A 24,785-nucleotide genomic window follows, 5' to 3' on the forward strand; every position below is an offset into this window, starting at 1 on the left:
TAGGGTTTTGGTACTGGCTAGCTACCCTATCCCCACAGCCGCCTTCCCAACCGTCGCAGCTCCGCCAGGTAGCGCGAGGTAGCCAGGTAGAGGCTGCTGACCCAGGCCCCGGTGGCCAGCCAGCCGGCCAGCACATCGGAGGGGTAGTGGGCCGAGAGGTAGAGGCGCGACCAGGCCACGCCCAGCGCGAAGAGCAGGCCCGCGCCCCAGGCCAGCCAGCGCCCGCGCGTGTGCCAGCACCCGATGCCTACCACGCAGGCCCGCGCCAGCGAGGCCATCGTGTGCCCGCTCGGGAAGCTTGGGTCGGGGAGCAGCGTGGGGGTTTTAAAGCATATCTGCTGGTAAAAATCGGGCCACAAGCGGTCGAAGTGGCACTTGGCCAGCAGGTTGAGGGGGGCTTCTTGCAAAAGGGCGATTTTACACGCTAAGACCTCAACTATCAGATTTTGATAGTTATATCAATTGAGGTAGTGTGCCCTTTTTAGAGCCGCTTTAAAACGGCCCTTCAGGATAAGGTACGACCGGCGGGCTTAGCGAACGATGCCCAGGGTATTTATGCCGCGCTGCACGGGTAGGGCGTACTTCGTTTTGACCAGTTGCAGGCGCTCGGGGCCGTGCACCTCGCCCACCACGCGCCAGAAGTCGAGGCTGCCGGCGGCGGCGGGGTCATCTAGCTGGCCGAAGTTGGCCACCGCCAGCCGCCGGCTGCTGTTGTCAAACACGGCCGACTCGGGCAGTAGCCCATCAAAGGCAAAGTCGCCGGCCGCCGTCAACTCCCCGGTCGTTGCCTCGAAGGCGAACAAGGACAGGGAGGCGTACCGGCTGCGGCCGGGCGTGCCGAGGGGGTCGGTTGTCTGCTCCAGGTTCACGGTCACCAGCAACCGGCCATCGGGGCTCACCGCCAGACCTTCGGGCAGGATGCCGGTCGGGGCGCGGGACGTTACCAGGTGCACAGGCTGGCCGTGCGCGTCGCGCTGCGCATCCAGGCGCACGCTCACCACCGCGCCCCGTGTCATGCGGTAAGGCAGCGCCGGGGCGGCCCCCCCGGTATAGGTAGCATTGGCAAAAAAGTAGTGCCCGTCGGGGCTAAAGCAGGTCAGAAAGGGGCCCTGCTCCAGCCCAACCGGCTCGCCCCAGGGCACCAGCTGCCAGGTGCTACCCACGGCCTGCACTTCGGCGAAGAGCACGCGCGCTCGGGTTTGGTTGGTGAGCGCCAGCAAGGGCCGGCCGGGGTGAAAAAGCGCGTTCACCAGCGTCTCCCCGGCCGTCCAGCCGGGAATGGCCACCGCTACCCCGCCCGAGAGCTGCCCCTGGGCCAGGTGGTAGAGCCAGAGCGGCGTGGCCGTGCCATCGCCCCTGGGATTGACGGCCAGCGCGACCAGCGCGCCATCGGCGCTGATGGAGACGGAGCTGACGCGGGCCGGCCCCGTGAGGCGCTGCACCACGCGGGGCCGCTGCGGGTCGGCCAGGTCCACCACCGTCAGGGTCCGGCCGTTGGGCAGGTCGGCCAGGGTAGCCTGGGCGGTCGGGCGGGGCCCCAGCACCTCGGCCAGGATGGCGTAGCGCCCGTCGGGCGTAATGGCCAGGGTGGCCGGCGGTCCCACCACGGAGTTGCTGATGGACAAGGTCTTGACGCTGACCGGTTGCGCCCGGTGCCCGTCGAAGGCAACCACGGTCAGCGCGTCGGCACCGGCCGGGGGGCCCAGTTGGCCGGTAACGTAGGTGGCGGGAATCATGTCGGCATCGGAGAGCGCGAGGAGGGCTTTGGCTTGAAAGGCATCGCTGGGCAACGCGGCCGGGAGCAGCGCCTGCGCGGCGGCTCCCAGCGGTAGTAGTCCAATCACTAGCAACAGGCGCGGGGAAAAGAACATAGCGAGCAGGAAAAGCTGGTAGTAGCCGGTAGTCGGCGCAGAAGAGGACAGGCAGCCTGCCCTACCCCCTGAAAAGCCACCCAAGGTAGGGCAGTGGGCAGCTAACCCCGGTTGCGAAAGAAAGCTAAAGCGTTAAATGCGGCCGCCCCCGTTGGCCACGAGCTGCTGGCCGTTCACCCAGCCGCCATCGGGGCCGACGAGGAAGGCGACCAGATTGGCGATGTCTTCCGGCTCGCCCAGGCGGCCCAGTGCGTTGGCCCCGGTGATGCGGACCGCTTCTTCGGGGGGCAGCTCTTGCAGGAGCGCCGGCGTGCGGGTGGGGCCGGGCAGGATGCTGTTGACCGAAATCTGCCGGGAACCCAGCTCCTGCGCCAGAATCTCGGTGAGCACCCGGCCCGCGGCCTTGCTGGAGGCATACCCGCCGAGGCCCGCGGCGGGGTAAAGGGTGGAGGAGGACGATATCTGGATGATGCGGCCCCCGGTGCGCACGTGCCGCGCCGCCTGTTGCAGCACGAAAAATGTCCCTTTGTAATTCACGGCTTGGAGGCGGTCAAAGTCCGCTTCGGTCAGGTCGGCAATGGCGGGGCCGACGACGGCCACGCCGGCATTGGCCACCACGATATCAAGCCCGCCGAACTCGGCGATAACCGCCGCAAACAAGGCGCTGATAGCCGCTACCACGCTCACGTCGGCCGCAAAAGCTTTGGCGGTGCCGCCGACCTGCCTGATTTGCTGCACCACCTCATTGGCGGGGACCGAGTCGCCGAGGTAATTAACGGCCACGGCAATACCGTCTTGGGCCAGGCGAATGGCTATAGCGCGCCCGATGCCGGTGGCCGCACCCGTGACGAGGGCTATTTTCTGGGGAGAGGAAGAGGGGTTCATGAACAAGAGGTTGAATGGAGAGGGTAGGAAGTAATTGGTGGGCACCAGAGTTGGCAGCAGGTTGGCGGCCAGGCGCTCGCCCCCCGGCACTGGTAACCACGTAGCCGTAGAAGCCGCGCCGCCCCTGGTCGCCTGATTTGCTGCTTATAGGCTTACTTGTCGTAAAGCAGCAAGTCCGGGCAGGAACAGCGCGGCAGGTTTGGGCTTACCGTAGCAACGGCACCAACTCCTTGCCCATCAAATCGATACTGTGCAAAATCTGGTCGTTGGGTAGCCCTCCTGAGTCCATCTGAAACACTACCCGGTCAACGCCGCCGAGAGCTGCGCTGTGGGCCTTGATTTTGGCGGCTACGTGCGCGGGGCCGCCGATGAGCATGGCTCCGTGGGGTCTGGCCACCGCGTCGAAGCCGGCGCGGTTGATGGGCCCCCAGCCCCGCATTTTGCCCATGCGCGTCATGGTGGCGGCGTAGCCGGGATAGAATTCTTCCACTGCTTCCGGGGTAGTGGCCCCCACGTAGCCAAAGGCGTGCAGGCCCACCCGCAGCTGCTCGGGGCGGAAGCCGGCGCGGCGGCCAGCCTCGCGGTAGAGGTCTACCAGGGGCCGGAAGCGGCGCGTTTCGCCCCCGATGATGGCCACCATCAAGGGCAGGCCCAGCGTGCCGGCCCGCACAAACGAGGCCGGCGTGCCGCCTACCCCCAGCCACACGGGCAGCTGCGCCTGCACCGGGCGCGGGTACACGCCCTGCCCCGTGAGCGCCGGCCGAAATTTGCCCGCCCACGTAATGGTTTCCTGCTCGCGCAGGCGCAGCAGCAGGTCAAGCTTTTCGGCAAACAAGGCATCGTAATCCTGCAAATCGAAGCCGAACAGCGGAAAAGCCTCGATGGACGAGCCGCGCCCCACCACCATTTCGGCCCGGCCATTGGAGAGCACATCCAGGGTGGCAAACTGCTGAAACAGGCGCACCGGGTCGACGGCGCTCAGCACGGCCACCGCGCTGGTGAGGCGAATGCGGCGGGTGCGGGCGGCGGCGGCGGCCAGAATCAGGGCCGGGGCCGAATCCAGAAATTCGGCCAGGTGGTGCTCGCCGATGCCGAACACGTCGAGCCCGGCCTCATCGGCCCGCTCGATGCGGGCCAGCATTTCGCTCATGGCTTCCACCGGGTTGCGGCGGCGGTCGGCATCGGGGCCTTCCATCGCCCAGACGAAGCTGTCAATTCCAAGTTCCATAAGGTTTGTAAAGCGGAGTGGCACTCCGTTTGGCGTAGGTAATGTGTGCTGACGCGGAAACGGAGTGCCACTCCGTTCTACCTTACTCGCAAAGCAGTTCGTAACGAGGATAAGCAGAGCGGAGCAGCCAGGTTCGGCCCTTGCGAGGGCGCTAATCCCGACTGCTCCGCTTCAGTATAACTACTGGATGCTAAGCACGACTTTGCCCACGTGGCCGTTCGCTTCCACAAACCGGTGGGCGTCGGCTACTTTTTCGAGGGGAAAGGTGTGGCCGACCACCGGCTTCAGGGTTCCGGCTTGCAGCCCCTGCTGAATAAAGGCCACGGCCGCCGCGCTCTTGACCGGGTCGCTGAGCAGGTCCATCATGTTGTAGCCCTTAACGGTGAGCATTTTCATCACCACCTGGAACGTCGGATAAGACCCCGCCTCTGCCCCCAGCATCCCGTAGGCAAAGAGTTGCGCCCGTTCGGCGGCGGCCGCTACGAGTTTCTCAAACTGGGAGCCGCCCACGGCATCCAGGATGATTTCGGCCCCCTTGCCGCCAGTAATTTCCTGCACCCGACCGGCAATGTCTTCCTCGCTGGTAACGATAACGTGCTGCGCGCCCGCCGCTACCAGGGCGGCCTTTTTGGCCGGGGAGGTAGTCAGGGCAACGGAAATGCCGCCGAGCGAATTGGTAATTTGAATAGCGGCCAGGCCCGCGCTGCTGGAAGCCGCGTTGAGGAGCACCGCCTGACCCTTCTGGAGCTGGGCGCTGTTAACCAGCATCCCGTAGGCTACCAGGTACGTTGCCCAGACGGCAGCGGCTTGTTCAAAGGAAAGCAAAGCCGGAAACGGCTGCAACGCATAAGCGGGCAGCACTACCAGGTCGCCATAGGTGCCGTAGTCGTTGGGCATGAAGGCCGGAAAGACGTTCACTTTATCGCCCACCTTGAAATTCGTAACGTCGGACCCAACCGACTCAATGAGGCCGGCGGCCTCGAAGCCCAGGTGGGCCGGAAAAACCGGCGGGATGGGAAAGTGCCCCATGCGGATGACGGTGTCCATGCGGTTGATGCCCACCGCTTTCACGTGTAGCCGCACTTCGTGCGGGGCCGGGGCCGGGATTTCCACTGTTTCTACGCGCAATACTTCGGGGCCGCCCACTTCGTGGAATCGGACGCCGTTGGCTGTTTTTGGAGAGTTCATGTCGGGGTAGTTTAAATGCGCCCCAAAATTAGTCGACTACCCGTAGCTTTGCATCCTGCACAGCGAATTGTGTGGTACATACAAAAAAGTTCGTAATGGCTAAGCTCAAAGAGGGTTCGACCAACAATTATAATCGCAAGTTTTTGACTACCTGCGATATGACCTACGCCGTCCAGCTCATTGGTGGCCGCTGGAAGCTGCTGATTATGGCCGGCCTCGACAAGCGCCCGTTGCGCTACGGCGAACTGAAGCGGAACCTCAGCCAGATATCTGAGCGGATGCTCACCCTGCAATTGCGCGAGTTGGAAGCGGACGGTATCCTGACCCGCACCGTCTTCGCTGAAGTGCCCCCGCGGGTGGAATACGAGCTGACCGCGATTGGTAAAGAACTGGTGCCCATTTGCCTGGAGCTGAGCAACTGGGGCACCAAGCACCGGGCCCTGGCCGCCAATCAACCAGCGGAAAGCCCAGTGCAGGAGGACTGCCCCGTCGGTGCTTTACCAGAGGCGATGACGGCTTAGCATGTACATCCGCCCTTTTAAAAGAAGAACTCCATGGTGCCGCCTACTGCGCCGACGCTGAAGCCCAGCAGCTGGTAGCGCCGCCGGTGCAGCAGCCAGCCCACGGCCAGCGCCGCCAGCCCGTACACGCCCAGCCACACTGGGCCGCCCAGGGCGCTCAGCTGGTCGGCCAGCGTACAGAGGGTAGGGGTCGGGTGCTGATGCAGGTAGTTGAGGATGGGCCGGTCGAAGGGAAAGCCGTGGTCGGGTTGCCGGCGGTCTTCCCGCAGCTCGTGGGCCACCTCGGCAAACAGTCCCCACGCGCCCCCCACCACGGCCAGCAGCACCAGCAGCCAGCGGTGGCGGCTTACCAGATGCCACGCCGCCGCCAATTTTAAATTACGCATTCAGACTAAATAACAGGGGTAGGAATGGCGTACGGGTGGCAGTCAGGTGAACTCCACGCGCAGCGTGTGGCGGCTGGCCGCGTAAGCATAGCCCACCCGAAACCCGTAAAAAGCGCAGATGTGCTGCACGATACTCAGCCCCAGCCCCGGCGAGTCGGAAGCCGCGTTGTGCTTGCGGAAGCGCTCAAAAAACCGGGCCGGGTCGCCCGCGATAGCCGGGCCGGTATTGCTGACTTCGAACGCTTCGGGCGTGAGCGCCACCGCGATGTCGCCGCCCGGCTGGTTGTGCTTGATGGCGTTTTGCAAGAGATTGTGCAGCAGCGAATCGGCCAGGCCGGGGTGCAGCGAGCGGGTGGGTAGGCCCTCGGCCACGCGCACCGTCAGGCGCAGCGCCCGCGCGTCGAGCAGCGGCTCCAGCAGGGCCAGCCGGTCGCGCAGCAGCTGGTCGAGGCGCACGGGCACGCGCTGGGCGGGGGCAAACTGGTGGTTTTCGAGCCGGCTGAGCAGCGTGAGCGCCTGGTGCAGGCGCGAAAGCCGCCGGGTAGCTTGCAGCAGCTCGCCGAGCTGGGTCATGGTTGCCTCGTCTTCGGCCAGGGCGGGGGCTTGCAGCAGCTGTTCCATCTTGGCCTGCATAATGGCCAGCGGAGTCTGGGTTTCGTGGGCCGCATTGGCTGTGAACTCGCGCAGGCTCTCGTAGTCGGCCACCAGCCGGGCGCTCAGCTGGTTGAGGGCCTGGTTCAGCTCCGCAAACTCCTGGATGGCCGGCGTGGGTAGGCCCAGGGGCTGGTGTTCGTGCAGGTCGTAGGCCCGCAGCCGGGCCAGCGTCTGCTGAAACGGCCGCCAGAGCCGCCGCGCCAGCCAGCGGTTCAGGCCTACTACGCCCAGTAGCAGCAGGGCCAGCGCCCCCAGCATCACGCCCAGTACCACGCGCAGCAGGTCCTGGGTTTCGACCAGCGACTTGCGCAGCGTAAGCCATTCGGCTGGCCGGCCGGCCCCGGCCGCCAGCCGAAACGTGAGCTGGCGGGTGGGCACCAGCTCGTGCTCCAGGGGGTCGAGCAGCACTGTGTCGCGGAGCCCCGTGCGCTGGGGCTGCTGGCTGCGGCTCAGCTGGTAGGCCAGCAGGGTGGGGGGTAGGGGCTGGCCGCTCGCCACCAGCCGCCGCACGTAGGCCTGCTCATTGCGCAGCTGCTCGTCGGCCTCGTGGCGCAGGGCCCGCTCAATGCCCACGTAGAGCAAGCCGCTGGCCAGGGCAAACAGCCCGGCCGTCAGCAGTAGGTAGTAGCGGGTGGTGGCGGCGAGCAGCTTCATGGCGGGCAAAGGACGCGGCTGGCGGCTAGTCTACGCTCAGCTTGTAGCCCACCCCGTACAGGGTGCGGATGTAGTTATCGGCCCCGCGTTCCTGAAGCTTTTTGCGCAGGTTTTTGAGGTGGGTATAAATAAAGTCGAACGAATCGGCGGCATCTACCTGGTCGCCGCAGAGGTGCTCGGCAATAGCCTCCTTGGTAAGCACCCGGCCGGGATTGGCCAGCAGGTAGAGCAACAGGTCGTATTCCTTGCGGGTGAGGGTCAGCGGCTCGCCGCGCACCAGCACCTCGTTTTGCTCGGGCCACACCAGCAGGTCGCGAAACACGATGTGGTGCTGCCCCTGAAACTGCCGCCGCCGGATAATGGCCCGCAGCCGCGCATTCAGTTCCGAGAGGTGAAAAGGCTTTACCAAGTAGTCGTCGGCCCCCAGGTCGAGGCCGCGCACCCGGTCGTCAAGCCCGTCGCGGGCCGTGAGTACCAGCACGCCGGCCGCCGAGCCTTCGGCCTTCAGCGCCCGCACCAAATCCAGGCCGTCGCCGTCGGGCAGCGTCAAGTCCAGTAGCACGCAGTCGTAGCGGTAGAGCCTGATTTTTTCGGAAGCCTGGGCAAAATCGACGGCTATCTCCACCACGTAGCCGCTCTGGCGCAGGGCCTCCACTACCGTTTGGCGCAGGGCGGCTTCATCTTCAACCAAAAGCAGTTTCATCGGCAACCAGGGGGTAGGGCGACCGCAAAGCAACCGCTCAATTCTGAAGTAATTCTAGCGCCCGTGCCAGGTGAGAAGTAATCGACTGGATGTCTGGTTTACTTCTGGTATATAGTGCGGTAGTCGGGCCCGGCGCTGCCAGCTCACCAAAGTCAACCTTATGCCCGGTCAGAAACAGCGCCTGCTCACCCAACAGCAGTCCGATTTTGGCACCTATCTTCACCAGGTAAGAAACAGGCTAGCAGCCCCGAAGCCAAATTTTCCGCCAGCCAATGCGGGAAATAATGGCGGCGCGCCCGCCTCAAAACCTTCCAATTCCCACCCGCCATGCCTTCCACCAAGTCCCTTCTGCTGGCCCTTAGCCTGAGCGCGACCCTGCCTGCCGCTGCTCAGAAGCTGGATTATCCCATTCAGGCCGTGCCGTTTACACAAGTAAAGCTCACGGATAGCTTCTGGCTGCCGCGCCTCAAAACGAATACGGACGTGACCATTCCGGCGTCGTTTGCGCGCTGCGAAAGCACCAACCGGGTGAAGAATTTTGAGCTGGCGGCGGCCCATCAGGGCGAGTTCGCCACCAAATTTCCCTTCGACGATACCGACATCTACAAGACCATCGAGGGCGCGTCGTACTCGCTCAGCGTGTACCCCGATGCCAAGCTGTCGGCCTACTTGGATGAGCTGATTGCGAAGGTCGGCGCGGCCCAGGAGCCCGACGGCTACCTCTACACGGCCCGCACCATCGACCCCGCGCATCCGCACCCGTGGTCCGGCCCCACGCGCTGGAGCCAGGAGCGCGATGCCAGCCACGAGCTCTACGATGCCGGCCACCTCTACGAGGCCGCCGTGGCGCACTACGAGGCCACGGGCAAGAAAACCTTGCTCCACATCGCCCTTAAAAACGCCGATTTGGTGTGCTCGGTGTTTGGCCCCGGCAAGCTGCGCGTGGCCCCCGGCCACGAAATCGTGGAGATGGGCCTCGTGAAGCTCTACCGCGTCACGGGCAAGCCCGAATACCTGCGCACGGCCAAATTTTTCCTCGACGCCCGCGGCCACTACCCCGGCTACGACTCCAAGAGTCCCGATACCTGGAAAAATGGCTCCTACTGGCAAGACGATAAGCCCGTGGTGGCCCAAACCGAGGCCGAAGGCCACGCCGTGCGCGCCGAGTACCTGTACTCGGCGATGACCGACGTGGCTGCCCTCACCGGCGATAAGCAGCTGCTGGCGGCCGTCGATACCATCTGGAACAACCTGGTAGCCAAGAAGATGTACGTGACCGGCGGCACCGGCGCGGTGCCCGGTGGCGAGCGCTTCGGGGCCAACTACGAGCTGCCCAACACCACGGCCTACAACGAAACCTGCGCCTCGGTGGCCGACGTGTTCTGGAACGAGCGCATGTTTCAGCTGCACGGCGACGCCAAGTATATCGACGTGCTGGAGAAGGTGTTGTATAACGGCCTGATTTCGGGGGTAGGGCTCGATGGCAAATCGTTTTTTTACAGCAATGCCATGCAGATAAAAAGCTCAGCCAGCTTTCCGCAGACCGAGCCGGCGCGGGCGGGCTGGTTTGAGTGCTCGTGCTGCCCCACCAACCTGGCCCGCCTCATGCCCGCGCTGCCCGGCTACGTCTACGCCGAGCGGGGTAGGGCCTTGTACGCCAACCTGTTCGTGAGTGGCAAGGCTAGCCTTACGGTGAACAAGCAGCCGGTGCAGCTCACGCAGGAAAACAACTATCCCTGGGATGGCGACCTGAAATTCACGGTAGACCCGGCCAAGTCAACCGCCGATTTTGACCTGCTGGTGCGCATCCCCGGCTGGGCCCGCAACGAGGCCATGCCGTCTAATTTGTACACCTTCGAGCAGCCCTCGGCCGAGCGGGCCACCATCAAAATCAACGGCAAGCTGGTTGCCTACCCCCTGCAAAATGGCTATGCCGTACTCAGCCGCAAGTGGCACAAGCACGACGTGGTAGAAGTGAATCTGTCACTGGAAGTGCGCCGCGTGCACGCCAACCCGCTCGTGAAAGACGACCTGGGTAAGGTAGCCCTGCAGCGCGGCCCGGTGATGTACTGCGCCGAGTGGGCCGACAATAACGGCAAAACCAGCAACATCGTGGTGCCGACCGGCACCACCTTCGCGGCCAGCTACCAGCCGCAGCTGCTGCACGGCGTGGAAACGCTCACGGCCACCGTGCCCGTGGTGCTGGTCGCTGCCAATGGCACGAGCGTAAGCACCACGCCGCGCACGCTGCTGGCCATTCCGTACTACGCCTGGGCCAACCGCGGCAAGGGCGAAATGACGGTTTGGTTTCCCTCAACCCTCACCAACCTCGACCTAATCAGCGAGCCCGCCACGGCCGAGGTGACCGAGCAGAAATAGGGGGGTAGGGCCGCCCGGCTTATCCCGCCGCCGGCACCGCCCGCACCGGCACGGGGTTGGGCAGCGAGGCCAGCACGCCGATGCCCGCCGCCACGAGGGCCACCATTCCAAAGGCCACCCGCAGCGTGAAAAGCTGCGCCAAAAAGCCAATCAGTGGCGGCCCCAGCAAAAAGCCCAGGAAGCCGATGGTCGAAACCAGCGCCAGCGCCACGCCCGGCGACACCGACGTGGCCCGTCCCGCCGCGCTGTACGAAAGCGGCACCACCGACGCAATGCCGAAGCCAATGAGCAGGAAGCCGCCCACCGCCGGCACCAGGTGGGGTAGGCCCACCGCCAAAGTCAAGCCGCTCACAATGAGAGCGCTGCTGAGTTGCAGCATCCGCATCGAGCCAAAGCGGTGGGTGAAATAGTCGCTCAGAAAGCGGCCCAGCGCCATGGTGCTCATGCAGGCCACGTAGCCCGCCGTCACCAGGTCCGCGTCGGGCCGCACCACTTTCTGGAAATACACGCCCGCCCAGTCAAACATCGCGCCCTCGCTCATCATGCCGCAGAACGCGATGAGCCCGATGCGCAGCAGATAGGGGTCGGGCTTGCGCAGGCTCAGGCCGGTCGTTTGGCCGCCCACGTCCTCGCGCAGCGTGTCGCCGTAGGCCCAGGCCGCAATGCCCAGGCACACGCCCAGCACCAGCAAAAAATGGTGCAGCGGCGGCTGATGCAAGCCAATGAGCAGCGTGCCCAGCGCCCCACCCAGAAACCCCGCCAGGCTCCAGAGTCCGTGAAAGGAACCCATGATGGGCTTGCCGTAAAACTGCTGCACGCCAATGGCTTGCGTGTTCACCGAAATGTTGAGCAGGTTGCCTGCCAACCCAAACAGCGCCAGCGCCGGGGCCAGCGTCCAGAAGCTGCCCGCCCAGCCCAGCAGCGGCAAAAAGCAGGCGTAGAGTACCGACGCCAGCAGCACCGTGCGTCGGCTGCCCCAAGTCGAAACCAGCCAGCCCGCCAGCGGCAGCGACACCAATGAGCCCGCCGGAATAGCCAGCAGCAGCTGCCCCAGCTGCCCCGAGTTCATGCCCAGCTTGGCGCTGATATCGGGAATGCGCGAAGCCCAGCTCGCAAAGCACAGGCCGGGCAGGAAAAAGAAGGCGCTCACCGCCACCCGGCTCCTCGTAATTGCCGTCATAAAGCTAAAAACTGTCGTCTACTATCAAAATTACCGCCGCTTGCCCACTGCGGTCCACTAAAATACCCACCCGAGTCACGCCCGGCCAGGTGGCTAAGGGTAGTTCGGGTGGGCAGCAGGCAGGGCGAAGAGGCTTCTACGGATTACTTGGCGGGTAGTACGCCCTCGGTCGTCATTTGCACGCGCTTGAGCGTGCCATCTTTGTTATAATGCAGATAATCAATGCACACCGAGCGCCGAAAGCTGCCGCCGCCGGCATTTGCCCCGCCGTTGTGGTAGATGAAATACGACTTGCCCTTGAAGTCGATAATCGCCTGGTGGTTGGTATTTGAGTTGCCGGCCAGCTCGTTCAGAATGCCCTTATACACCCACGGCCCGTCGAGGCTGCGGCTCATGGCGTAGGCAATCTTTTCGGGAAATTCGGTGGCGTAGCTCAGGTAATACCAGCCGTTGTGCTCATGCACCCAGGGCGCCTCGGTGTAGCGCGGCAGCCCGCTCACGGTCTGGATGGGGCCGGCCAGCTCGGTCATGTTGGGCTTGAGCTTGGCGTAGTAGCAGGCCGTATTGCCCCAAAATAAATAGGCCTGGCCTTTCTTATCCATAATCACCGTCGGGTCAATATCATCCCAGCTGATGCTGGCCGCCTTGGTCATGTCGTTGGTAATCAGGGCTGAACCCCGCGCATCTACCAGTAAAACTTGCCGTTGCGCGCAATCACCTGCGAGGCCCACGCATCGTCCTTGGCCCAGGCAAAGTCGCTGACTTTCAGCGGCACCGGGTGCTCGGTCCAGGTGACCATATCCGTCGAGGAAAAGCACAGCCAGTCGTGCATCACGTAGCGCTCCTGCGGTGCGGGCGCTTCGTCGTGGCCGGTGTAGAGGTACACCGTGCCGCCCTGCACCAACGCCGCCGGGTCGGCCGTGTACTTGTTTCGGATGATGGGGTTGCCGCCCGGCGGGGGGGTAGGGGCCTGCGCCCACGCCGCGCCAACGGCCAGCCACAGCCCGAAAACGCTAGATAAGTAAGTAAAGTAAATTCTCATAGAGGGGTAGGAACTAGCTGTTCAATAGTTGTTTATAAGAAAGAACGTCATGCTGAGCTTGCCGAAGCATCTCTGCCACGCCGTCCGGGTTACTAATCCAAGCGGCGTGGCAGAGATGCTTTGGCAAGCTCAGCATGACGTTCTTTTAGTCAACTGAGAGAGACTACGCGGGCTGCTTGGCCGCGCCGGCCGCGGTCTGACGCTTCTTCTCCACCGAGTCAATCAGCTTGCCGAAGGGCTCAATAAATTTCTGCACGCCTTCTTTTTCAAGCTGTTCCGTCTGCGCATCGAGGTCGATACCAACTTTGGGCAGGTCGGCCAGTACTTTTTTAGCCTGGTCGAGGCCCTGCTCCAGGGTATCGGCCGGCTTGCCGCGCTCCTTGAAAATGGCCATCGTCTCGACCGGCACCGTATCCACGGTTTTCGGGCCGATGAGGCCTTCCACGTACTTCAGGTCGTCATATTTGGGGTTTTTGTTGCCGGTGCTGGCCCACAGCAGGCGTTGCGTGTGTGCGCCTTTGTCGGCCAACGCCTGCCAGCGCGGCCCGGCAAAAATTTCCTTGTACAGCTGGTACGCCACCTTGGCGCTAGCAATGGCCACCTCGCCAATCAGCGGCTGCGCCAGCTGCGCTTTGTCGCCGCCCGCGGCCACAATTTTATCCAGCTGCGGGTCAATCAGCACGTCAATGCGGCTCAGGAAGAAGCTGGCTACCGAGTCGATGCGGGCCAGCGGCTGGCCGGCTTTCACCCGGTCTTCGAGGCCCGAAATGAATGCCTCGGCCACCGCCTTGTAGCGGTCCAGCCCAAAAATCAGCGTCACATTGATGTTAATGCCTTCCGAGATGAGCGTGCGAATGGCGGGTAGGCCTTCGAGCGTGGCGGGCACTTTTATCATCACGTTGGGCCGGTCCACGGCCTTCCACAGCTGGCGGCCTTCGGCGATGGTACCCTGGGTGTCATTGGCTAGCTTGGGCGACACTTCCAGGCTCACGTAGCCGTCGCTGGAGTTGTCGTGGCTGTCATAAAGCCCCTTAAACAAGTCGCAGGCGGCCTGCACGTCGGCCACGGCCAGGCCCATGTAGATATCATCGGCCGACTTGCCCTGCCGGGCCTGCTCCTTAATGGTATCATCGTAGTCGGCGCTGCCGCCGATGGCCTTCTCAAAAATGGCGGGGTTCGAGGTCACGCCGCGCAGGGCGTCCTCGTCGATGCGCTTCTTCAGCTCACCATTCTGCAAAACTTTGCGGCTGATAAAGTCGAGCCACAGGCTCTGGTCGAAGCGGCGAATGTCAACTAACGGGTTCATGGTTGGGGGAGCTTGGGTGAAACGAAGGGGGTAGCGGCCTCGAATCAGCGGGCCGGCTGCATAGTTACTACGTACGTTCCAACAGTTTGGGCGGGGGTAGGGTTAAGCTTGGCCAACAAACGCTAGGGTTTGCGCACGGTGGGCCAGCCGGTGGGACTCCAGGCCAGCGGCTCGATGCGCAGCTTGGGCCGGCCGCGGTCGTGGGCATCGTAGCCGTGAAATATCAGGTAATCAACCTTATCGAAAGTGGCTACGGCGTTGTGGCCCACGCCGTACCAGTCGGCATCGCCCTGCAACACCAGCGTGCCGCCGCCCTGCTCCATCGCCGTGCCGGCCTCGTCGAGGTAGGGGCCCGTCACGGCGCGGGCGCGGCCCACCATCATTTTATACGTGCTCTGCGGCCCCCGGCAGCAGTAATCAAACGACACGAAAAGATAATAATAGTCGCCGCGCCGGAAGACAAACGGCCCCTCAATGGCCCCGTCGCCGGGCAGCGAGTCGGTGAGCGCGGCGTTGCGCGGGCGGCGGGCCAGCGTGCGCCATTGCTGCGGCTCGGCCGGCCCCGTGAGGTCGGGCCGCAATTGCACCAGCTTAATGCCGTTCCAGAACGAGCCGAACGTGAGCCAGGGCGTGCCCTTGTCGTCGCGCACCAGGTTGGGGTCTATGGTATTCCACATATCGCGGCCGGGCACCGACTCCAGCACCGCCCCGTGGTCCACCCACTTAAAGTCTTTGGCCTTGGAATCCAGGGTTTTATTAGTGGCCAGTCCGATGGCCGAGCGGTTTTTGCCGAACGTCGAAACCGAATAAAACAGGCTGTATTGCCCGTCGTGGTACGAGATATCGGGTGCCCAGATGTGGTCCTTAAAGCCCGGCACGTCGTGCTGCGCCCAGGCCGGGGGGGTAGCGAACACGGGTGGCTCGGCTGTCCAGTGCTGCCGGTCGGGCGACGACCACACCGTGATACCGTTGCCGGTGCCAAACAGGTAGTATGTATCGCCCTGGCGCGTCAGCACCGGGTCGTGGATGGGGATGGCGGGTGGGAGAGTCTGAGCGCCGGCGGGCAGGCCAGCCGCCAGCAGGATAGCCAAAGCGAAGTTTTTCATTACCAGGATTCGATTACATAATCGATTGTGTAAATCGTCGTCAAGTACGACATTTTTCGTGGCATTTTCACGCCGCTAACCCACATAACAGGTCGAAAAAGTAAGTGTTCTAGTTTAAATCCTTGCTGAGCTTAAGCAAACATGCGCAAACGTTTGTGTATTTCTTCGGCTAAAGTTGATTTCCTGCCTAAAAACCAGGTAGCGAGTAGGCTTTTTACTTTAGCCCCAGCTAAGCAATATATCACCGCCTGCCACCGCTACATACACTGGTTTAGCCTAAATTTGTCGGGATGCCCGCCCAGGTTAGTCTGGGTAAGGGGCTGATTATTCTCCGAATGGGTTCCCCCAAAAAACAAACGCCGGGCGCTGCCCCGCCCGCCGTTTCGATGGCCGACCTGGCCCGCGAGCTGGGCGTGTCGATGACCACTATTTCGCGCGCCCTCAGCGACCACCACAGCATTGGGGCCGCCACCAAGCAGCGCGTGCTCAAGCTGGCCAAGAAGCTCAACTACCAGCCCAATCACCTCGCCGCCGCCCTGCGCAAAGGCCAGAGCCGGTTACTGGGGGTAGTGGTGCCGTACATCGAAGGGAAGTTCTTTCCCTCTGTTATTCAAGGGATTGAGCAGGCCGCCAGCAAGGCTGGCTTCAGCGTCATCGTGTGCCAGTCGCACGAAGACGTGCAGTTAGAGCGCCGCAACGTCGAGACGCTGCTCAACGCCCAGGTGGCCGGCGTGCTGGTATCGCTGGCCCGCAACACCCAGGACTACCACCACTTCGACAAAGTGCGCAGTCGGGGCGTGCCGCTGGTGTTTTTTGACCGTATTCCGGCCGGCGAGCAGGTCAATTCGGTAGTACTTAATGACCGCGACGGTGCCTTCCAGGCTACGCGCCACCTGCTGGAGCAGGGCTGCCGCCGCATTGCCCACCTGGCCGGCCCCGCGCACCTCAATATCTACCAGCACCGCCGCCAGGGCTACCTAGACGCGCTGGCCGCCTACGACATCGCCCCCGACGAATCGCTGATTATCCGCTCCGACATGAGCCTGGAAGACGGCAGCCAGGCCATGCGCCAGCTGCTGGCCCTCGCTAATCCCATCGATGCCGTGTTCGCGGCCGGCGACTCGGCCATCCTGGGCGCGCTCCAGGTGCTGAAGGCCCAAGGTATCCGCGTGCCGCAGGATATTGCCCTGGCCGGCTTCAGCAACGAGTTTTTCACGGCCATCACCGAGCCCCAGCTCACCTCCGTAGACCAGCGCTGCGAGGAAATGGGCCAGGCCGCCGTGCGCCTATTCCTGGAGCTGGCCGCCGCCCCCGATGCGCCCTTCCTGCAGCGCCAGGTGGTGCTCCAGCCCGAGCTGTTCGTGCGCGAGTCGTCGCGCCAGGGCGAGGGGGTAGGGTAGTTTTGGGAGGGCGACTACACCAGCAGGGTTCAGGGCATGAAGTGCCGCTGTCGCCGTAGGTCCCACACCTGCCCCGCCGAGTCGGCCGCCGCCAGCCCCGAGCATTCGGCAATGGGCGGGGGTAGGCGCGCCAGCCGCGCCACCCGGTAGTACCGCAGGCGGGTGAAGCGCCCGTGGCCATCATTGGGCGGCACGCCCGCCAGCAGCGCGTGCAGAAACACCAGCACCGGGAACAGGTGGTAGAGCATTCACTAAATTATTGTCTGGCTGGTCTGATATGGTTTTTGACGGTATGGCCGTAATTCGCGTTTTGAACAATCACCTTACTTCTGCCTGCGTGTTTAGCCATAAAAACCCTGTTGAAAGCCAAGCATTATGGTTTTCCGCAATAGCAGCTACTTGTGCGGTGGCTGGGCATTTTATAGGGGAAGAGCTCTCACCGGTGGCTGGTTTTATAACCACTCCAATTGGGCTACTCATCGGGTTTTTAATTGGGAAAATAATAGCGCAGAAAAGACTGTTGGTCAAGTTGATAGTGGTTGGTAGCCCACTACTATTATTGCGTTTCGTTGTTTTTTATGAATCTAAAAATCCTGCAATTGCAATAGGTAATTATAAGGGAATAAATGGAATATGGAAGGCTAGCGATGGTAAAGAAGTATTTACGCTTATGGTAAATGACACTACATCCCTGCTAAGTGTAGAGCCTGGATTGAAAAATGTGCGTTATCAAGCTCGAATTGAAAAGGGTAATTTAATATTAAGCGCCGCTGAACCAGAGGATAATAAGCTTGTCTGGCATATAATATTTAACGCAAGTGGGGCACCGGTTCTTGATGCAGGAGGAGGTTTGCTATTTAGTAAATTGAGTCGCTAAGCCGAGTTAAAAACTTGACCGGGGCAACCTACCCTACCCTAACCTGTTGCGTCGCCACGCTGAAGCTGGCGTGCCGGTTGCTTCGCCCGTTGCCGGGGGGGTAGGGGCCTGCTTCTCGCTCAGCAGCATGGCCACCAGGGCGGCGGCTACCTGGGCGGTGCCTTCGTTGGGCATGGTGGGGGCCAGCACGGCGGCGCTGAAGTGGTCGCGCACGAAATTCGTGTCGAAATTGCCGCTCACGAACGCTGGGTGCCGGAGCACGAAAGTGCCGAAGGGCAGCGTGGTTTCGATGCCCGTAATCTGGTACTCGGCAATGGCGCGCAGCATCCGCGCAATGGCCTCCTCGCGGGTGGCACCGTAGGCTACCAGCTTGGCAATCATGGGGTCGTAGTAAATCGGGATTTCCATGCCCTGCTCAAAGCCATCGTCCACGCGCACGCCGGGGCCCTGGGGGCGCACGTAGGTGCTGAGGCGGCCGATGTCGGGCAGGAAGTTGTTCTGCGGGTCTTCGGCGTACACGCGCAGCTCCAGGGCGTGGCCGTTGATGGCCAGGTCTTCCTGGCGGAAGGGCAGGGGCTGGCCCTCGGCCACCCGAATCTGCTCCTTCACCAGGTCGAGGCTCGTTATCAGCTCCGTCACCGGGTGCTCGACCTGCAGGCGCGTATTCATTTCAAGGAAGTAGAAGCGGTGCTGGTCATCGAGCAAAAACTCCACGGTGCCGGCCCCCGCGTACTGGCAGGCGCGGGCCACCTCCACGGCGCAGCGGCCCATCTCGGCCCGTAGTTCGGGGGTGAGCACCGCCGAGGGCGCCTCTTCAATCACCTTCTGGTGGCGGCGCTGAATCGAGCATTCGCGCTCAAACAGGTGCACGATGTTGCCATGCTCATCGCCCAAAACTTGAATCTCGATGTGGCGCGGCCCGGTCACGAACTTCTCAATAAACACCGCCCCGTCGCCAAACGCCGACGTGGCCTCGCTCACCGCCAGCTGCATCTGCTCCTCAAACTCGTCCACCCCGTGCACCAGGCGCATGCCCTTGCCGCCGCCGCCGGCCGAGGCTTTTATCAGAATCGGAAAGCCTACTTCTTGGGCAATCTGCTTAGCCGCCTCCACGTCGGAAATGGCCTCGTCGGTGCCCGGCACCAGCGGAATATTATAGGCCTTCACCGTTTGCTTGGCCGAGAGCTTATCACCCATCAACTCCATCGCCTCGGGGCTGGGGCCCACAAAAATGAGCCCTGCTTCGCGCACGGCGCGGGCAAAGCCAGCATTTTCCGACAGGAAGCCGTAGCCGGGGTGAATGGCATCGACGCCCAGCTGGTGGCAAATCTCAATAATTTTATCACCCCGCAGGTAGCTGTCCTTGGAGGCGGGCGGGCCTACGCACACCGCCTCGTCGGCGTAGCGCACGTGCGGCGAGAGGCGGTCGGCCTCCGAGTAGATGGCCACCGTGGCAATGCCCATTTCGCGGGCCGAGCGTAGCACGCGCAGCGCAATTTCGCCGCGGTTAGCAACCAGGAGCTTAGCAATTTTCTTCATGTGAGGGTGGGAAAGAGGTAGCGCGAAGTTTCCACTTCGGGCGCGAGCGCAGCGAGCAGGCGGCGACCGAATGATGTGCACGACCATGCTCGCTGGCGCTGGCGCACGAACTGGAAAGCTCGCGCTACGGCGTTTTGCAGCCACAAAGAAAACCTTAAATCACTTCCTTGGTAATAAAGAAGTAATCCCTACCTTGCAGCTACGCCCAAATTATGTACAAAGGCTGCGGAGGCTTATCTTTGTCATTTAGCTAATCTTAAGACGTGCGCGCCGGCTGGGCTCGCCGTTTTCGCCCTCATAACTTATTCCCCCTAGTTTTCAGTGGATATTTTCGACCGCGTTACGGCCAATCGGGGCCCGCTGGGTTCGCACTCACACTACGCCCACGGCTACTTTGCCTTTCCTAAGCTCGAAGGCGAAATTAAACCCCGGATGATGTTCCGTGGGAAAGAGGTGCTGACCTGGAGCCTGAACAACTACCTCGGCCTGGCCAATCACCCCGAAGTGCGGCAGGCCGATGTGGAAGGCGCGGCCGAGTACGGCATGGCCTACCCGATGGGCGCGCGCATCATGAGCGGCAACTCTACCCTGCACGAGCAACTCGAAAATGAGTTGGCTGACTTCGTGAACAAGCCCGCCGCCCTGCTGCTCAACTTCGGTTACCAAGGGGTAGTGAGCATTATCGACTCGCTGGTGAGCCGCCACGACGCCATTGTATACGACGCCGAGTCGCACGCCTGCATCATCGACGGCGTGCGCCTGCACCAAGGCAAGCGCTTTGTGTTTAACCACAACGACATGGAGAGCCTCGAAAAGCAGTTGGAGCGCGCCAAGCGCCTCACCGACGAAACCGGCGGCGGCATTCTGGTGATTACCGAAGGCATGTTTGGCATGTCGGGCAACCTCGGCAAGCTGCGCGAAATCGTGAAGTTGAAGGAGAAATTCAACTTTCGTATCTTCGTTGACGACGCCCACGGCTTCGGTACGCTGGGCGCCACGGGGGCCGGCACGGTTGAGCATTTGGGCGTGCAGGAGGGCGTAGACCTGATTTTTTGCACCTTCGCCAAGAGCATGGCCAGCATCGGCGCGTTCGTGGCGGGCCAGGAGGGCGTTATTGAATATTTGCGCTATAACATGCGCAGCCAGATATTCGCCAAATCCCTACCTATGCCCCTGGTAGTGGGTGGCCTCAAGCGCCTGGAACTGATTCGCAACCACCCCGAGTATCGCGAAAACCTCTGGACCATCGTGCGTGCCCTGCAAAGCGGCCTGCGCGAAAAGGGCTTCAACATCGGCACCACTGAGTCGCCGGTGACGCCCGTGTTATTTAACGGCCAGATTTCCGACGCCACGGCCCTAACCTTTGATTTACGCGAGAATCACGGCGTTTTCTGCTCTATTGTGGTGTATCCGGTAGTGCCCAAAGGCGTTATTATGCTACGCCTCATCCCCACGGCCGTGCACACGCTTGAGGATGTGCGCCAGACCATCGCGGCTTTCGAAGCCATCGCTGCCAAGCTCGACAAGGGGCTCTACAGCAAGCAGCCCGCTACTGCCTGAGGCCGTGGTAACTAGCTAACCTAACTCTTCCGCGCCGACCGTTTTCTAGAAACAGTCGGCGCAGCTTTTTTGCACTTTTCTAAGAGGATGGAAAGTCAAAAACTTCACCTGGGAGATAGTTTTTACGTAAAAACTGCCTCCCAGGGCCGTAAAGGCAGTTTTAAAAAAACCGAAAAAGGTTGCTTGCGTAGAAAGTGCCTGTATATTAGGGCCGCGTAAGCACAATCCCCTTTTTCTCACCCATTTTCAACTACCTTTCATGGCTAACCCCTATAACAAGCTCAAGGACCTCGTTACCTCGTTGGAAGACGATTTTGAGAAATCGTATGACAAGCACAACGCTGCCGCCGGCACCCGCGTCCGCAAGGGCATGCAGGAGCTGAAAAACATGGCGCAGGAGATTCGCTTGGCCGTTCAGAACCAGAAGAACACTTCCAAGGAGACGGTAGCGGCCCCGGTCGCCAAGAAGGCCGCCCCCGCGGCCGCAAAAAAGGCGGCTCCAGCTGCCAAGAAGGCCGCCCCCGCCGCTGCGAAGAAGAAGTAGACTTGACGAACGAATTCCGGCGAACTTTTCAAGTTGAGCGGTTTTCGTGGTCGATTTCCCAGCAAAAAGCCCCGTTATTCAACGGGGCTTTTTGTGTGTGGGGCCGGGCCTGGTTTTGCTAGAGTCAGGTAGTCAGTTCCAGCAGGAAATAGTCGCGCCGGCCTTTTTTCACCACTACGTACTTAGCGTGCAGCAGGGGTAGCTCGGCGGCCAAGGTATCGGGCGAAGTGGCTTTCTGGCCGTTCAGGCTCAGGCCGTTGGCCTGGATAAGCTTGCGGACCTCGCCGCGCGAGGGCAGAATCTTTTTGTCAGTGGCCTCGCTCAGCAGCACGGCCAGGGGTAGGGTGGTCGCTTCGGCGCGAGGCACGCGCAGGTGGGGCAGGCCCGCGAAGGCATCGAGCAGGGTGGCTTCGCTGAGCGCGGTGAGGTCGCCGCCCTTGCCAAAGAGCACCTCCGAAGCCGCTACGGCCGCTTCGTAAACTGCCTCGGAATGCACGCGAATGGTAACGTCTTGGGCCAGCGCTTTTTGCAGCACTTTGCGGCCGGGATTCTGGGCGTGCTCGGCTTCGAGGGCTTCGATTTCGGCTTGGCTGAGCAGGGTGAAGACGCGGGTGAGCCGGGGCGCGTCCTCGTCGGTGCTGTTGAGGAAAAACTGGTAGAACTGGTAGGGCGAGGTCAGGGCTGGGTCGAGCCACACCGCGCCGCTCTCGCTCTTGCCGTACTTGGTGCCGTCGGCCTTGGTGATGAGCTGGCCGGTGAGGGCATAGGCTTTGGCCTCCGGGCCGCCCATGCGCCGAATCAGCTCAGTGCCGGTCGTGATATTGCCCCACTGGTCGCTACCCCCCATTTGCAGGGTGCAGTTCAGCGTTTTATACAAATGATAGAAGTCGTAGCCTTGCAGAAGTTGATAACTAAACTCGGTGTAACTGATGCCTTCGGCACCCGTCTCCTCGTTGCCGCCCACCCGGCGCTTCACCGAGTCTTTAGCCAACATATAGTTCACCGTCAGGTGCTTGCCTACATCGCGCAGAAACTGCAAGTAGCCAAAGCCCTGGAACCAGTCGTAGTTATTAACGAGCACCGCGCCGGTGGGCGAATCGTTGAAATCCAGGAATTTTTCGAGTTGCGCCCGGATGCCGTCCTGGTTGGCGCGCAGGGTAGGCTCGTCGAGCAGGTTGCGCTCGGCGCTTTTGCCGCTGGGGTCGCCAATCATGCCGGTGGCCCCGCCCACCAGGGCCACGGGGCGGTGGCCGGCGCGCTGCAAGTGCACCAGCAGCATAATGCCGGCTAGGTTACCGATGTGCAGCGACGGGGCGGTAGGGTCGAAGCCCACGTAGCCCGACGCGGGCCGGGTGCTGGCCAGGTGCTCGGCCGTGCCTGGCATGGCATCGTGCAGGATGCCGCGCCAGGAGAGTTCTTCAAGGAGGTTCAAGCGAAAAATAGACGGCAAAAGGGTGAAAAGCTGCACTCGGCCAGCTTAGTGGCTACGCGGCTAAAGGGCAAAGGTAGGCCAGCTCCTAAACTTGCTGGCTACCAGGCCCCGGCAGGTCCTACCACGGGCCGCCGGTTAGCCCCCGGTTTGCCAGCAGCGGCGCAATGGTGGGGGCGTGGCCGCAGAAGGCGCGGAACAGCTCGCCGTAGGGCCGGGTGTGGCCGCGCGCCAAAATCAAGTCCCGGAAGCGTTGCCCGTTGGCGCGGGTCAGGCCGCCGTGCGCCCGAAACCAGGCGTAGGCGTCGTCGTCCAGCATTTCGGACCAGGCGTAGGCGTAGTAGCCCGCGGCGTAGCCATCGGCCCAGATGTGGCGGAAGTAACTGGAGCGGTAGCGGGGCGGCACCTGGGGCAGATAAACGTGCGTGTTGCGCAAAGCGGCCGCCTCGAAGCTATCCACGGGCTGGACTGGCTGGCCGGCGGCCAGCGTGTGCCACTGCATATCCAGCTCATCGTCGGCGAGGGCTTCCGTAAAGGCGTAGCCCTGGCCGAACGTTGGGGGCCGCGTGAGCCGCGCCAACAGAGCGGGGGGTAGGGCGGCCTTGGTCTGGAAATGAACGGCGTAGTGCTGGACTACCGCGGGGTAAAAAGCCCAGTGCTCATTGAACTGCGACGGAAATTCCACGAAGTCGCTGGCCACGTTGGCCGCCGATAGGCTGCGGTAGCGCTGGTTGGAAAACAGCCGGTGCAGCGCGTGTCCCGTCTCGTGAAACAGGGTCGTGATGTTGTCCGGGGTCAGCAAAGCCGGCTGGCCGGGCGGGGGCTTGGGAAAATTGCACGAGATGTAGACGACTGGCCTGGTGCCCCAGAGGGTCGATTGGTCAACAAAGCTGTTGGACCAGCCGCCCCCGCGCTTATTGTCGCGTTGAAATAAATCGCAGTAGAAAAGTCCCAGGCCCCGGCCGTCCGCCTCCCGCACCTCAAATACGCGCATATCGGGCTGGTACACGGGCAAGTCGGGGCGCTCGCGGAAAGTAATGCCGTACAGCTGATTGGCCGCGTAGAACAGGCCATTCCGCAGCACGTTATTTAACTCCAAATAGGGTTTTAGCGCGTCGTCCGACAGGCCGGCCGCTTGCCGCTGGCGCAACTGGCGCGCGTAAAACTGCCAGTCCCAGGGCTGGAGCGGGAAGCCCTCTCTTTGCTGCTTAACCAGGGCCTGAAGCGCGGTGGCTTCCTGGCGGGCTTTGGCCGTGGCGGCCGGCACCAGTTGCCCCAGAAAGGCCGCGACGACGGCGGGGCTTTGCGCCATTTGGGTGCGCAGCTTCCAGGTGGCGTAGTTTTTAAATCCCACCAAATGAGCCTGAGCCGCCCGCAACGCAGCCAGGCGGGCAATCGTGGTCCGCGTGTCGTTGGAATCTCCCCGCTCGGCGCGGGTCCAGGAGGCAGCAAATACCCGCTGCCGGACGGCCCGCTTGGTGAGCGACAGTAATACGGACTGCTGCGTGAAGTTTTCCAGGGGTAGCAGCCAGGTGCTCGCCGCCTGGTGGGCGCGGGCCGGCCGTGCCGCCGCCCGGCGCTCGCTGGCAGACAGACCCGCGAGGCTGGCCGAGTCGCGCAGCCGCACCGCGCCCGCCGCCGAGGCCGCGCTTACTTTTTGGGAGAAGCGGGCCATCAGGCGGGCTTCCTGCTGGTTGAGCCGTTGGAGCTGCTGCCGGGCCGGGGCGGGTAGGGCGGCTCCGGCCAGCATAAACTGCTGGTGATAATACGTGAGCAGGAACGCCGACTCGGAGTCCAGGGCCAGCTCGGCGCGCTGGGCGTAGACGGCTTCTACCCGCTGAAATAGCTTAGGATTCAAGTAAATAGCGTCCTGACTAGCCGCCAGTTCCGGGGCCATCACTTCCTGCGTCTGGCGCAGGGTAGGGGTACTTTGGGCATCGAGCAGTTGGTTGAAAATCAGCGTTACCCGGTTTAGCAAGCGGCCACTGCCCTCCAGGGCCACCAACGTATTGTCGAAAGTCGGGGCGGCGGGATTGTCCGCCAGCCGCGCCAGCTCGGCCCGTTGTTGCCGGAGCCCCGCTGCGAGCGCGGGCTGAAAATCGCGGTCCGTCAGGTGCGCAAAATCCGGGGCCTGGTAGGGTAGGGAGCTGGCAACCAGCAACGGATTGCCCCGCGCCGGTTGCGGCCGGCCGGCCGTAGTAGCCCGCGAAGCGGGGGCGTCCGGGCTGCCGCACGCCCCCGTAAGGGCCGCCAGGGCCAGGGCCAGCGTGCGGGAAAACAAGGGATTAGACATGGGCAAGAGCCGACGGGCCGCGCGGTGGCGCGAACCTGGT

At 62.5% G+C, this 24,785-nt stretch carries 22 protein-coding genes and 1 pseudogene; 6 read left to right on the forward strand and 17 right to left on the reverse strand.

Annotated features, from left to right (window positions below):
• Positions 1–26 precede the first annotated feature (26 nt).
• From LC531_RS07300 to LC531_RS07320, 5 genes are all read right to left on the reverse strand, one after another.
• Positions 27–407 (reverse strand): phosphatase PAP2 family protein, encoded by a 381-nt coding sequence (locus LC531_RS07300; protein WP_223649652.1) that lies wholly within the window; start codon positions 405–407, stop codon positions 27–29.
• Between the two features lie 123 nt (positions 408–530).
• Positions 531–1,871 (reverse strand): beta-propeller fold lactonase family protein, encoded by a 1,341-nt coding sequence (locus LC531_RS07305; protein ID WP_223649653.1) that lies wholly within the window; start codon positions 1,869–1,871, stop codon positions 531–533.
• A gap of 132 nt (positions 1,872–2,003) precedes the next feature.
• The gene (locus tag LC531_RS07310) at positions 2,004–2,756 is read right to left on the reverse strand and encodes an SDR family oxidoreductase (protein ID WP_223649654.1); all 753 of its coding nucleotides are present in this window, start codon (positions 2,754–2,756) and stop codon (positions 2,004–2,006) included.
• 205 nt (positions 2,757–2,961) lie between these two features.
• Positions 2,962–3,984, reverse strand: a complete 1,023-nt coding sequence (locus tag LC531_RS07315; protein WP_223649655.1) for an Atu2307/SP_0267 family LLM class monooxygenase — start codon at positions 3,982–3,984, stop codon at positions 2,962–2,964.
• A 180-nt stretch (positions 3,985–4,164) separates the two neighbouring features.
• Positions 4,165–5,172, reverse strand: coding sequence for a zinc-dependent alcohol dehydrogenase family protein (locus tag LC531_RS07320; protein ID WP_223649656.1), 1,008 nt, complete (start codon positions 5,170–5,172; stop codon positions 4,165–4,167).
• 158 nt (positions 5,173–5,330) lie between these two features.
• Here LC531_RS07320 and LC531_RS07325 point away from each other — a divergent pair, with 158 nt between their 5' ends.
• Positions 5,331–5,693 carry a winged helix-turn-helix transcriptional regulator gene (locus LC531_RS07325; protein WP_223649657.1) on the forward strand — a complete coding sequence of 121 codons (363 nt, stop codon included), beginning with the start codon at positions 5,331–5,333 and terminating at the stop codon, positions 5,691–5,693.
• 17 nt (positions 5,694–5,710) lie between these two features.
• Here the strand turns inward: LC531_RS07325 and LC531_RS07330 are convergent, their stop codons facing one another.
• From LC531_RS07330 to LC531_RS07340, 3 genes are read right to left on the reverse strand one after another with little or no spacing between them, the layout of a single operon-like run.
• Positions 5,711–6,079: a hypothetical protein gene (locus LC531_RS07330; RefSeq protein WP_223649658.1), complete on the reverse strand. Its 369-nt coding sequence runs from the start codon at positions 6,077–6,079 to the stop codon at positions 5,711–5,713.
• 42 nt (positions 6,080–6,121) lie between these two features.
• Positions 6,122–7,387 (reverse strand): sensor histidine kinase, encoded by a 1,266-nt coding sequence (locus tag LC531_RS07335; protein WP_223649659.1) that lies wholly within the window; start codon positions 7,385–7,387, stop codon positions 6,122–6,124.
• A 25-nt stretch (positions 7,388–7,412) separates the two neighbouring features.
• The gene (locus LC531_RS07340; protein ID WP_223649660.1) at positions 7,413–8,090 is read right to left on the reverse strand and encodes a response regulator transcription factor; all 678 of its coding nucleotides are present in this window, start codon (positions 8,088–8,090) and stop codon (positions 7,413–7,415) included.
• Between the two features lie 327 nt (positions 8,091–8,417).
• On the opposite strand from LC531_RS07340, the gene LC531_RS07345 reads away from it, so the two are divergent.
• Positions 8,418–10,469: a glycoside hydrolase family 127 protein gene (locus LC531_RS07345; RefSeq protein WP_223649661.1), complete on the forward strand. Its 2,052-nt coding sequence runs from the start codon at positions 8,418–8,420 to the stop codon at positions 10,467–10,469.
• Between the two features lie 19 nt (positions 10,470–10,488).
• Here LC531_RS07345 and LC531_RS07350 read toward each other — a convergent pair whose 3' ends face one another.
• From LC531_RS07350 to LC531_RS07365, 5 genes are all read right to left on the reverse strand, one after another.
• Positions 10,489–11,649 carry an MFS transporter gene (locus tag LC531_RS07350; protein ID WP_223649662.1) on the reverse strand — a complete coding sequence of 387 codons (1,161 nt, stop codon included), beginning with the start codon at positions 11,647–11,649 and terminating at the stop codon, positions 10,489–10,491.
• A 143-nt stretch (positions 11,650–11,792) separates the two neighbouring features.
• Positions 11,793–12,302, reverse strand: a complete 510-nt coding sequence (locus tag LC531_RS22645; RefSeq protein WP_262903265.1) for a family 43 glycosylhydrolase — start codon at positions 12,300–12,302, stop codon at positions 11,793–11,795.
• Positions 12,303–12,334: 32 nt separating this feature from the next.
• Complete coding sequence (locus tag LC531_RS22650) at positions 12,335–12,691, reverse strand: family 43 glycosylhydrolase (RefSeq protein ID WP_262903266.1); 357 nt, start codon at positions 12,689–12,691, stop codon at positions 12,335–12,337.
• A gap of 163 nt (positions 12,692–12,854) precedes the next feature.
• The gene (tal, locus tag LC531_RS07360) at positions 12,855–13,997 is read right to left on the reverse strand and encodes a transaldolase (protein ID WP_223649663.1); all 1,143 of its coding nucleotides are present in this window, start codon (positions 13,995–13,997) and stop codon (positions 12,855–12,857) included.
• Positions 13,998–14,119: 122 nt separating this feature from the next.
• Entirely contained in the window at positions 14,120–15,103 is a 984-nt protein-coding gene (locus tag LC531_RS07365) for an arabinan endo-1,5-alpha-L-arabinosidase (RefSeq protein ID WP_223649664.1), read from the reverse strand.
• 335 nt (positions 15,104–15,438) lie between these two features.
• Here LC531_RS07365 and LC531_RS07370 point away from each other — a divergent pair, with 335 nt between their 5' ends.
• Positions 15,439–16,503 carry a LacI family DNA-binding transcriptional regulator gene (locus LC531_RS07370; RefSeq protein ID WP_223649665.1) on the forward strand — a complete coding sequence of 355 codons (1,065 nt, stop codon included), beginning with the start codon at positions 15,439–15,441 and terminating at the stop codon, positions 16,501–16,503.
• 29 nt (positions 16,504–16,532) lie between these two features.
• Here the strand turns inward: LC531_RS07370 and LC531_RS07375 are convergent, their stop codons facing one another.
• Complete coding sequence (locus tag LC531_RS07375) at positions 16,533–16,751, reverse strand: hypothetical protein (RefSeq protein ID WP_223649666.1); 219 nt, start codon at positions 16,749–16,751, stop codon at positions 16,533–16,535.
• A 44-nt stretch (positions 16,752–16,795) separates the two neighbouring features.
• Here LC531_RS07375 and LC531_RS07380 point away from each other — a divergent pair, with 44 nt between their 5' ends.
• Entirely contained in the window at positions 16,796–17,380 is a 585-nt protein-coding gene (locus LC531_RS07380; protein WP_223649667.1) for a hypothetical protein, read from the forward strand.
• A 33-nt stretch (positions 17,381–17,413) separates the two neighbouring features.
• Here LC531_RS07380 and accC read toward each other — a convergent pair whose 3' ends face one another.
• Positions 17,414–18,919: an acetyl-CoA carboxylase biotin carboxylase subunit gene (gene accC, locus LC531_RS07385; RefSeq protein ID WP_223649668.1), complete on the reverse strand. Its 1,506-nt coding sequence runs from the start codon at positions 18,917–18,919 to the stop codon at positions 17,414–17,416.
• 321 nt (positions 18,920–19,240) lie between these two features.
• On the opposite strand from accC, the gene LC531_RS07390 reads away from it, so the two are divergent.
• Both LC531_RS07390 and LC531_RS22880 read left to right on the forward strand, forming a co-directional pair.
• Positions 19,241–20,479 (forward strand): aminotransferase class I/II-fold pyridoxal phosphate-dependent enzyme, encoded by a 1,239-nt coding sequence (locus LC531_RS07390; RefSeq protein WP_223649669.1) that lies wholly within the window; start codon positions 19,241–19,243, stop codon positions 20,477–20,479.
• Positions 20,480–20,738: 259 nt separating this feature from the next.
• A pseudogene (locus LC531_RS22880) lies at positions 20,739–20,915 on the forward strand (histone H1); the annotation flags it as partial.
• Between the two features lie 232 nt (positions 20,916–21,147).
• Here LC531_RS22880 and tyrS read toward each other — a convergent pair.
• Both tyrS and LC531_RS07405 read right to left on the reverse strand, forming a co-directional pair.
• Positions 21,148–22,455, reverse strand: a complete 1,308-nt coding sequence (gene tyrS, locus LC531_RS07400) for a tyrosine--tRNA ligase (RefSeq protein WP_223649671.1) — start codon at positions 22,453–22,455, stop codon at positions 21,148–21,150.
• Between the two features lie 118 nt (positions 22,456–22,573).
• Positions 22,574–24,745: a M3 family metallopeptidase gene (locus LC531_RS07405; RefSeq protein WP_223649672.1), complete on the reverse strand. Its 2,172-nt coding sequence runs from the start codon at positions 24,743–24,745 to the stop codon at positions 22,574–22,576.
• Between the last annotated feature and the right edge of the window lie 40 nt (positions 24,746–24,785).

The organism is Hymenobacter psoromatis (assembly GCF_020012125.1).
GTDB lineage: Bacteria > Bacteroidota > Bacteroidia > Cytophagales > Hymenobacteraceae > Hymenobacter > Hymenobacter psoromatis.